Genomic DNA, 6,870 nt, shown 5'->3' on the forward strand with positions numbered 1-6,870 from the left:
CCGCGGGGGATCTGCAACAACGGCTCCGCCGGGCGCATGAACGGGCGCAAGCCCCGACATTCAGGCCCAAGACCCCCGGACCTTGGGCGATAATTCGCCCCGGGCGCCACAAGCATTGCCCACTATCCATCACGAGGAAATCCATGGTTCTCGTCAAAACCCTGGCAGGGCGAGAGGCGCTGAAAAGCCGGCACGGCCATTTGAGTTCGCGTCTGCGATCGGCCTTCATTCTTTTTGACGGCCAGCGCACCACGGGTGAAATCCTCGCAGCCACGGCCCCCGTGGGAATCACCCAGAACGATATCCAGGCCATGGTCGCGCAGGGGCTTCTGGCGCCGCTGTCCGGGTCGCCGCAGGCACCGGATGCGGTGGCCGCGCCCTCTGCGGGCGAATTGGAATCGGTGACGACGCTGATGGATGAAACCGACCGCTCGCCCCAGGAGCGCTACCAGACGGCGTACCCCATCGCCGCGGAGCTGACTTCCGGTCTCGGGCTGCGGGGGTTTCGGCTGAATCTGGCGGTCGAGGGCACGGGAGGCTACAACGACCTGGTAGCGCTGGCCCCCAGAATCCGCGATGCCGTGGGCGACGCCAAGTTCAGGCGCCTGGAAAAAGCGCTGTTCAGCTGAGCCCGGCGACGCCTCCCGGGATTCGGGGGCGTGCCCGGATAATCCGGGCGCACATGAAGAGAAACATCGTCATCCTGATCTCCGGCGGCGGCTCCAACATGGCCGCCATCGTCCGCACCGCGCAGCAGGAGAACTGGGAGCAGCGCTACGGCGCCCGGGTCGCGGCCGTGCTGAGCAACCAAGCCGACGCCGCAGGGTTGCTGCTCGCGCGCGAACAGGGAATCGCAACCGGGGCGCTGGACCACCGCGCCTTTGCCAGCCGCGAGGCCTTCGACGCCGCACTGGCCGCCACCATCGACCGCCACCAGCCCGCGCTGGTACTGCTCGCCGGGTTCATGCGCATCCTCACGCCGGACTTCGTCGCGCGCTACGCGGGGCGCCTGATCAATATCCACCCCTCGCTGCTGCCCGCGTTCACGGGGCTGCACACGCACCAGCGCGCCATCGACGCGGGCTGCCGCTTTGCCGGCGCCACGGTGCACCAGGTAACGACCGCGCTCGACGCCGGCCCGATCCTGGACCAGGCCGTAGTCCCGGTACTGCCCGGAGACACCGCGCAAACCCTGGCGGCCCGCGTACTGAGCCAGGAACACCTGCTCTACCCGCGCGCCGTGCGGGCCCTGGTGCGGGCGCTGTAGCCGGAGGCCGGTTGATTCCGCAGCGCGGCCCATGGCGCACGCGGGCATCTTGGATGCCTCTGTCATTTTCTCGGCTTGACCGCAGCATTTTTTCAAAGTTATCGAAGTCTGAAAGACACCGTGCTTCAGATCATGCACTTGGCTTGCCTGGCCTTGTCGCATGGATGACTGGGAATGGGTTTTCAACGCACTAGAATCCATCGGTCCAGCAGGACTTCCGCAAGCATGTGGCCTTGCACCGCAGCAATTTACCAACGACATCCAGTCGGCTTGCGGAGCATTTGAAAGTTGAAAACCAAGATGATGGACGGTGTTTTTAAAAACGGCTTCGCCACGACTTCATACGCCAGCGTGGTCCACTGGGCCCAAACAGGGTCCCTTTGGCCCATGACTTTTGGTCTTGCTTGTTGTGCGGTGGAAATGATTCACTCGGCGAGCGCGCGCTACGACATCGCCCGGTTTGGTGCAGAGGTTTTCCGCGCCAGTCCGCGACAGGCCGATTTGATGATCGTTGCCGGCACCTTGACGAATAAAATGGCCCCCGCTTTGCGCAAGGTCTACGATCAGATGGCGGAGCCGCGCTGGGTATTGTCCATGGGTTCTTGTGCGAATGGCGGTGGTTATTATCACTATGCGTATTCTGTTGTGCGCGGCTGTGATCGCATTGTCCCGGTTGACGTATACGTGCCAGGCTGTCCGCCGACTGCCGAGGCACTCTTATACGGCATCATTCAGCTGCAACAGAAAATTCGGCGGACGAACGCCATTTCCAGAAATTAGATGCATGCAATGGACCATATCCCCCAAACCACGAAAAAGACCGGGACCAAGGCCCCGGATAAGCGCAAAAATACCTGAGAACTTGACGACATGAAACAACCGATTTTAAAAGAACTGGACCTTCCGGACATTTCACTCGCAGAAGATTACGCTGAACTGGGGGCCGATCTTTTTGTTCGGCGCTTTGAATCGCTGCGTGAAAAAATGGAGGAGCGCGCCCTCGATTTTCTGGTGGTCTATGCGGACCGCGAGCATGCTGCCAATTTCAGATACCTGACGAACTTTGAACCACGCTTTGAAGAAGCCATCCTGGTGCTGCCGGCACAATCCAGACCGGTGATTTTTTTGGGCAATGAAAACAAATCGGTAGCGGGCTACTTCACCCGGGTGGAGCACGAGGTGGTGCATTTTCCGTCGCTGAGCCTGCTCGACCAGCCGCGCATTGCAAGAAATACGTTCAAAGAGCGGCTCATGCAGTTGGGAGCCGGAAGGCATACCCGCGTCGGCGTGGTGGGATGGAAATACTTCACCCAGGCAGATGGCGCGGGCATGGAGTCGGCCTTTGAAATTCCCCACTATATTGTTGAAACCCTGCGCTCCATCGTTGGGGACTCCAATATGGAGAATGCAACAGCGCTCCTCATGCACGCCGACCATGGACTGCGCAGTTTCGTGGAACCTGCCCAATTGGCAGAATATGAATACGCTGCCAGTCTGGCCTCCGGCTCCATTCTGACCATACTCGACAAGGTGGAACCCGGGCAAACCGAACTGACCCTGGCACGCCATTTCGAGACCCGGGGAGTTCCTGCGTCCTGCCACCCCATGCTTTCGGTCAAGGAAAAAGCGCGCCTGGGGCTTCCCAGCCCCTCAACCCAACGCATAGACCGGGGTGATTTTCTGACGGTCGCCCTCGGTCTGCGGGGCGCGCTCAGTTCGCGCGCCGCCTACGTGGCAAGCAGCCAGGACGACATTCCCCTGAACTGCCGAACGTGGGCCCAGGAGGTCGTCCATCCCTACATGGCCGCAGCCTATACATGGATAAAACACCTGAAGGTCGGAATCACAGGGGGTGAAATCTACCAAGCCGTGGAAAAGGTCTACCCAAGAAATCGCCACGGCTGGCACCTCAACCCCGGACACCTGATTGCCGATGATGAATGGGTTTCCTCTCCCATCTACGAAGGATCGAGCATCCGCATAAAATCCGGAAGCTATATGCAGTTGGACATCATACCGGGCCCGGCAAAACCCTTGTTTGGTGCAAATATCGAAGATGGCTACTATGTCGCCGACAGCAGCCTGCGCCAGCAATTGGCGGCACAGCACCCCGCGCTGTACGAACGCATGCTGCGCCGCAAAAACTACATGGTACAAAAACTGGGTTATTCGATGAGCGATGACCTGTTGCCGGTCAGCCCAAGCTGCGGGTATTACCGCCCTTACCTTCTGGACAGAAGAAAAGCCTTTGTGTTTGAATAACCGATGCGCGGCGCTCGGACCCCAGCGTGTACCTGCTTGAAATGGAACAGCCCTTGACCCAGGATTTATGTAACAGTGCAAAAAAATACTCTTGAGCCATGCAACAGTTTATTAATCCTTACCTTATCATCGGCGCTGCGCTCAGTGCACTGGCAGGCCTTGTCCATATTGGCTGTATCGTGTTTGGTGCACCCTGGTATCGTTTTCTCGGTGCCGGCGGATCCATGATACAAATGGTCGAAATGGGCCATTGGTACCCGCCGGTTTTTACCGCGGCCATTGCTGCAACCCTTTTCGCTTTCTCGACCTACGCCCTTTCCGCCGCAGGCGCAATCCGCCGTCTCCCGTTGCTCAAGCTGGTACTTTGCGCCATAGCTTCCATATACTTGTTGCGTGGATTATGTTTTTTTATCTTGATCCCGTTATTTCCTGAGAACGGGATACTTTTCTGGATTATCAGTTCAGCCATTTGCTTGGTGCTCGGTTTCGTTCATTTTGTGGGCATTCGGCAAACATGGAGTCGTTTGTAGCGGAGTCAGAGCGGACCTGAAATTTTGGCGCCATTGGTACCGCAACACCGCTGCCAGCACGCACGCTTCAACAACGGAGAAAACACATGGAAATAGCAGTTCAAACAGTTCAGGGATGGCTGGGTGTCCCCTGGATTATCTGGTCAGGGGTGATTAGTGCTGTCGTGGCGACCAGTGTCGCAGCGTTCACGACGTGGGCGTCAAACAAGAACAGTCGGCGGCTATTGGCGGAGCAGCACGCCCGTGATAACGAAGAGGCAACCCGGCAGCGGGAGCATGATGCGAAGCAGAAGGACGAGGATCGAAAAGGGGCCATCCGCCGAGAGGTCTACGCGAGCGCGGTAGAAGAGGCTTGTGCACTGCTGGGATACATCGGTGGCCTGCCGGATCGACCTTTGAACGCTGGAAATGATGGTGACAGCCTCCAATCCTTCCTGAATGCCAACGCGAAAATCTGGCTGGTTGCAGACGCGGAAGCTGCTCACCTTTCGCGAGACCTTGCAGGTGACTTCACAGAAGTCTTTTCCGATCAGTTGCACACTTCCCGCTCGATTCGATGGTCAATGGAGTCGATCCGTCTTCAGAAGGAAAATATCGTATTCACAGAAAGCGAGGCTCGTCGCCTTGATTCTCAACTTACCGACGCCAGAGCGAGGAATGCGAAACTGGAAGAGCTGAAAAATTTGTTCGCCCTGGTGGAGGAAACCAATAAATGCGTGGAGACGCTTGCACTTGCTCGGCAGGATAACCTCCGCACTATCGCCCCGTTGCGCATGGACGCCTCCATAGCAACCTTTGGCAAGCTTCGTCCCGTCCAGCGTACGCTTACCAAGCTGGTGAGTGCGCTGCGCGAAGAACTGAACTTGCCTCGGGATGATGACGCGTTCATGGAGCAACTCAAGGCCATGGAGCAGCGAGCGTGGGCAATGGTAAACAAGACCTATGGGATTGATCCGCCCAGGCCGATGCCGGAGATCGTCGAGCCCGTCCGACCCTCTGGGAAGTAACGCCGCCACCCCATCACTTGATGCACCACACCGCGCCAATCACGCGCTGACACTGGAATTTATGTTCAGCATGTATTTTGTCATTACCAGTTTCTTTCTATTTCTTCAAATTCTGGTCGTCCGCCGACAAAATATTTACCCAAGGCTTGGAAAATCCTTGGCACATCACCCAGCATTTTTTCTTTCGGCTCAACAATTATTCTGTCGCCATCCCTGATAATCATAAGCTCAGTTTTGTCAGGAAATGCCATACTTATTGGAATTCTAACGGCTGGCGAATTTCCGGCCATAAATTGACGTGTTATGAATTTTTGATGACGCTCTGGCCCTATTCGATTCATGATTGGCTCCCATACATTCAGTGATGCCATGTTACAGCCTCCGATCCCAAGGCAACCTACCGTGTCAGGAACTGGACGGAGTAAACGCAGAACTGTAGGCTGGATCGACATAAGCTGAATTCACTTGCCGCTGAAACTGCCCCAACAGGTCGCTGTACCGGTCTCCGTGTTCTCGATTCAGGATCACCTCACCACATGCGGGACAAAATTCACCCGTCACTTTGGGTATAACGGTAGCTTCTCCCTTGTAGATATATTGAATATCACGGGTGTCGGGTATCGGTTCAGCCGCGCCGCAGCATGGGCATTTCACAATCACAACTCCTTGAATGAAACGGATGCATTGCCCGCCGTGGCAAGGCAAAAATCCTCGCCATACCCTGGGTATCGCAAGGATTTGCAACGCCACCATGGCGCAAAAGGCGCAGTATATATGCCGCTATTTGCGGGATACCGCACTACAGATCCAACCCCTTGAGATACGCCCGAAAGTACGCGCCCACCTGGGGGTGCTGAAGCGCCAATTCCACCGTGGCCTCCAGAAAACCCTCCTTGCTGCCGCAGTCGTAGCGCTTGCCCTGGTAGTGCAAGGCGTATACGGCTTCGTTTTGCATCAGGCGGGCAATGGCGTCGGTGAGTTGGATCTCGCCGCCCACGCCGCGCGGCTGCCTGCGGATTTCGTCGAATACGCCCGGCGTGAGGATGTAGCGGCCGGCCACGCCCATGCGCGACGGGGCCTGGGCGGCCGAGGGCTTTTCGACGATGCGATCGATGCGGATCAGCGGGCCGCCAGCGGGCTCGCCGGCGACGATGCCGTAGCGGTGCACCTGGTCCTCGGGCACTTCCTGCACGGCGATCACCGAGCGGCCTTGCTGGCGAAAGGCGCTCACCATCTGGGCCAGAACGGACGGGCCGCCCGGGGGGCCGACCATCAGGTCGTCGGCCAGCAGCACGGCAAAGGGCTCGCGGCCCACGAGGGGCTCGGCGCACAGCACCGCGTGGCCCAGGCCGAGTGAGCGCGGCTGGCGCACGAAGGCGCAGTCCATGTCGTCGGGCTGCACGGAGCGCACCAGGGCCAGCAGTTCCTGCTTGCCGGCGGTTTCGAGTTCGGCTTCGAGTTCGTAGACGGTGTCGAAATGGTCTTCGATGGCGCGTTTGCTGCGGCCGGTCACGAAGATCATGTGGCGGATGCCGGCGGCGTAGGCCTCTTCCACGGCGTACTGGATCAGCGGCTTGTCCACCACGGGGAGCATTTCCTTGGGCGAGGCCTTGGTCGCGGGCAAGAAGCGCGTTCCCAGGCCGGCGACGGGAAATACGGCTTTGTGGATGGCAGGATCGGTGGTCATTGGGTCTCCTTCGAGTGACGCAACGGGCCCTACAGTATCGCGCCGTATTTCAGCCCAGCCTTGTCAGCTGATCGCGCAAGCGGCCCAGCGTCGCGCCGAAGCCGGCGACCCGTTTTT

8 protein-coding genes and 1 pseudogene are annotated in these 6,870 nt (G+C 58.4%); 6 read left to right on the plus strand and 3 right to left on the minus strand.

The window, feature by feature from the left end:
- The first annotated feature begins 143 nt into the window (after window positions 1-143).
- From VTU_RS0123310 to VTU_RS33280, 6 genes are all read left to right on the plus strand, one after another.
- Window positions 144-629 carry a hypothetical protein gene (locus VTU_RS0123310; RefSeq protein ID WP_010109884.1) on the plus strand — a complete coding sequence of 162 codons (486 nt, stop codon included), beginning with the start codon at window positions 144-146 and terminating at the stop codon, window positions 627-629.
- A gap of 53 nt (window positions 630-682) precedes the next feature.
- Complete coding sequence (purN, locus tag VTU_RS0123315; protein ID WP_010109886.1) at window positions 683-1,267, plus strand: phosphoribosylglycinamide formyltransferase; 585 nt, start codon at window positions 683-685, stop codon at window positions 1,265-1,267.
- Window positions 1,268-1,567: 300 nt separating this feature from the next.
- Window positions 1,568-2,047: a NuoB/complex I 20 kDa subunit family protein gene (locus VTU_RS0123320; protein ID WP_010109888.1), complete on the plus strand. Its 480-nt coding sequence runs from the start codon at window positions 1,568-1,570 to the stop codon at window positions 2,045-2,047.
- Window positions 2,048-2,137: 90 nt separating this feature from the next.
- Window positions 2,138-3,529, plus strand: coding sequence for an aminopeptidase P family protein (locus tag VTU_RS0123325; RefSeq protein WP_010109890.1), 1,392 nt, complete (start codon window positions 2,138-2,140; stop codon window positions 3,527-3,529).
- Window positions 3,530-3,627: 98 nt separating this feature from the next.
- Window positions 3,628-4,059: a hypothetical protein gene (locus tag VTU_RS0123330; RefSeq protein ID WP_010109892.1), complete on the plus strand. Its 432-nt coding sequence runs from the start codon at window positions 3,628-3,630 to the stop codon at window positions 4,057-4,059.
- Window positions 4,060-4,145: 86 nt separating this feature from the next.
- Window positions 4,146-5,066, plus strand: coding sequence for a hypothetical protein (locus tag VTU_RS33280; protein ID WP_138928022.1), 921 nt, complete (start codon window positions 4,146-4,148; stop codon window positions 5,064-5,066).
- A gap of 83 nt (window positions 5,067-5,149) precedes the next feature.
- Here the strand turns inward: VTU_RS33280 and VTU_RS32165 are convergent, their stop codons facing one another.
- The 3 genes and pseudogenes from VTU_RS32165 to galU form a co-directional block, all read right to left on the minus strand.
- Window positions 5,150-5,437 (minus strand): antitoxin, encoded by a 288-nt coding sequence (locus tag VTU_RS32165; protein ID WP_236610852.1) that lies wholly within the window; start codon window positions 5,435-5,437, stop codon window positions 5,150-5,152.
- 64 nt (window positions 5,438-5,501) lie between these two features.
- A pseudogene (locus VTU_RS32170) lies at window positions 5,502-5,720 on the minus strand (type II toxin-antitoxin system MqsA family antitoxin); the annotation flags it as partial.
- 145 nt (window positions 5,721-5,865) lie between these two features.
- Window positions 5,866-6,753, minus strand: coding sequence for a UTP--glucose-1-phosphate uridylyltransferase GalU (gene galU / locus VTU_RS0123345; protein WP_010109897.1), 888 nt, complete (start codon window positions 6,751-6,753; stop codon window positions 5,866-5,868).
- Window positions 6,754-6,870 lie beyond the last annotated feature (117 nt).

This window comes from Verminephrobacter aporrectodeae subsp. tuberculatae At4, from assembly GCF_000193225.1.
GTDB classification, from domain to species: Bacteria; Pseudomonadota; Gammaproteobacteria; order Burkholderiales; family Burkholderiaceae_C; genus Acidovorax; species Acidovorax aporrectodeae.